This is a genomic window from Bacillus sp. NPDC094077, assembly GCF_050279465.1.
Classification (GTDB): Bacteria; Bacillota; Bacilli; order Bacillales; family Bacillaceae_G; genus Bacillus_A.
Genome location: NZ_JBNNUF010000049.1, coordinates 1759 through 4706 on the forward strand (window position 1 = coordinate 1759; position 2948 = coordinate 4706).

Genomic DNA, 2948 nt, shown 5'->3' on the forward strand with positions numbered 1-2948 from the left:
ATTTTTTAATTTTAGTTTGGTTAAGTTAGAAAGGGCGCACGGTGGATGCCTTGACACTAGGAGTCGATGAAGGACGGGACTAACGCCGATATGCTTCGGGGAGCTGTAAGTAAGCTTTGATCCGAAGATTTCCGAATGGGGAAACCCACCATACGTAATGGTATGGTATCCTTATCTGAATACATAGGGTAAGGAAGACAGACCCAGGGAACTGAAACATCTAAGTACCTGGAGGAAGAGAAAGCAAATGCGATTTCCTGAGTAGCGGCGAGCGAAACGGAATCTAGCCCAAACCAAGAGGCTTGCCTCTTGGGGTTGTAGGACATTCTATACGGAGTTACAAAGGAACGAGGTAGACGAAGCAGTCTGGAAAGGCTCGTCACAGAGGGTAACAACCCCGTAGTCGAAACTTCGTTCTCTCTTGAATGTATCCTGAGTACGGCGGAACACGTGAAATTCCGTCGGAATCCGGGAGGACCATCTCCCAAGGCTAAATACTCCCTAGTGATCGATAGTGAACCAGTACCGTGAGGGAAAGGTGAAAAGCACCCCGGAAGGGGAGTGAAAGAGATCCTGAAACCGTGTGCCTACAAATAGTCAGAGCCCGTTAACGGGTGATGGCGTGCCTTTTGTAGAATGAACCGGCGAGTTACGATCCCGTGCGAGGTTAAGCTGAAGAGGCGGAGCCGTAGCGAAAGCGAGTCTGAATAGGGCGTTTAGTACGTGGTCGTAGACCCGAAACCAGGTGATCTACCCATGTCCAGGGTGAAGTTCAGGTAACACTGAATGGAGGCCCGAACCCACGCACGTTGAAAAGTGCGGGGATGAGGTGTGGGTAGCGGAGAAATTCCAATCGAACCTGGAGATAGCTGGTTCTCCCCGAAATAGCTTTAGGGCTAGCCTTAAGTGTAAGAGTCTTGGAGGTAGAGCACTGATTGGACTAGGGGTCCTCATCGGATTACCGAATTCAGTCAAACTCCGAATGCCAATGACTTATCCTTAGGAGTCAGACTGCGAGTGATAAGATCCGTAGTCAAAAGGGAAACAGCCCAGACCGCCAGCTAAGGTCCCAAAGTGTGTATTAAGTGGAAAAGGATGTGGAGTTGCTTAGACAACTAGGATGTTGGCTTAGAAGCAGCCACCATTTAAAGAGTGCGTAATAGCTCACTAGTCGAGTGACTCTGCGCCGAAAATGTACCGGGGCTAAATACACCACCGAAGCTGCGGATTGATACCAATGGTATCAGTGGTAGGGGAGCGTTCTAAGGACAGTGAAGTCAGACCGTAAGGACTGGTGGAGTGCTTAGAAGTGAGAATGCCGGTATGAGTAGCGAAAGACGGGTGAGAATCCCGTCCACCGAATGCCTAAGGTTTCCTGAGGAAGGCTCGTCCGCTCAGGGTTAGTCAGGACCTAAGCCGAGGCCGACAGGCGTAGGCGATGGACAACAGGTTGATATTCCTGTACCACCTCTTTATCGTTTGAGCAATGGAGGGACGCAGAAGGATAGAAGAAGCGTGCGATTGGTTGTGCACGTCCAAGCAGTTAGGCTGATAAGTAGGCAAATCCGCTTATCGTGAAGGCTGAGCTGTGATGGGGAAGCTCCTTATGGAGCGAAGTCTTTGATTCCCCGCTGCCAAGAAAAGCTTCTAGCGAGATAAAAGGTGCCTGTACCGCAAACCGACACAGGTAGGCGAGGAGAGAATCCTAAGGTGTGCGAGAGAACTCTGGTTAAGGAACTCGGCAAAATGACCCCGTAACTTCGGGAGAAGGGGTGCTTTCTTAACGGAAAGCCGCAGTGAATAGGCCCAAGCGACTGTTTAGCAAAAACACAGGTCTCTGCGAAGCCGTAAGGCGAAGTATAGGGGCTGACACCTGCCCGGTGCTGGAAGGTTAAGGAGAGGGGTTAGCGTAAGCGAAGCTCTGAACTGAAGCCCCAGTAAACGGCGGCCGTAACTATAACGGTCCTAAGGTAGCGAAATTCCTTGTCGGGTAAGTTCCGACCCGCACGAAAGGTGTAACGATTTGGGCACTGTCTCAACCAGAGACTCGGTGAAATTATAGTACCTGTGAAGATGCAGGTTACCCGCGACAGGACGGAAAGACCCCGTGGAGCTTTACTGTAGCCTGATATTGAATTTTGGTACAGTTTGTACAGGATAGGCGGGAGCCTTTGAAACCGGAGCGCTAGCTTCGGTGGAGGCGCTGGTGGGATACCGCCCTGACTGTATTGAAATTCTAACCTACGGGTCTTATCGACCCGGGAGACAGTGTCAGGTGGGCAGTTTGACTGGGGCGGTCGCCTCCTAAAGTGTAACGGAGGCGCCCAAAGGTTCCCTCAGAATGGTTGGAAATCATTCGTAGAGTGCAAAGGCATAAGGGAGCTTGACTGCGAGACCTACAAGTCGAGCAGGGACGAAAGTCGGGCTTAGTGATCCGGTGGTTCCGCATGGAAGGGCCATCGCTCAACGGATAAAAGCTACCCCGGGGATAACAGGCTTATCTCCCCCAAGAGTCCACATCGACGGGGAGGTTTGGCACCTCGATGTCGGCTCATCGCATCCTGGGGCTGTAGTCGGTCCCAAGGGTTGGGCTGTTCGCCCATTAAAGCGGTACGCGAGCTGGGTTCAGAACGTCGTGAGACAGTTCGGTCCCTATCCGTCGTGGGCGTAGGAAATTTGAGAGGAGCTGTCCTTAGTACGAGAGGACCGGGATGGACGCACCGCTGGTGTACCAGTTGTTCTGCCAAGGGCATAGCTGGGTAGCTATGTGCGGAAGGGATAAGTGCTGAAAGCATCTAAGCATGAAGCCCCCCTCAAGATGAGATTTCCCATAGCGTAAGCTAGTAAGATCCCTGAAAGATGATCAGGTTGATAGGTTCGAGGTGGAAGCATGGTGACATGTGGAGCTGACGAATACTAATAGATCGAGGACTTAACCATATAATATG

The 2948-nt window shown here is 51.5% G+C and carries 1 rRNA gene; it reads left to right on the plus strand.

The features are described 5' to 3' along the window. The first annotated feature begins 18 nt into the window (after window positions 1-18). Window positions 19-2940: ribosomal RNA gene (locus ACQKNR_RS29145) — 23S ribosomal RNA — on the plus strand. Window positions 2941-2948 lie beyond the last annotated feature (8 nt).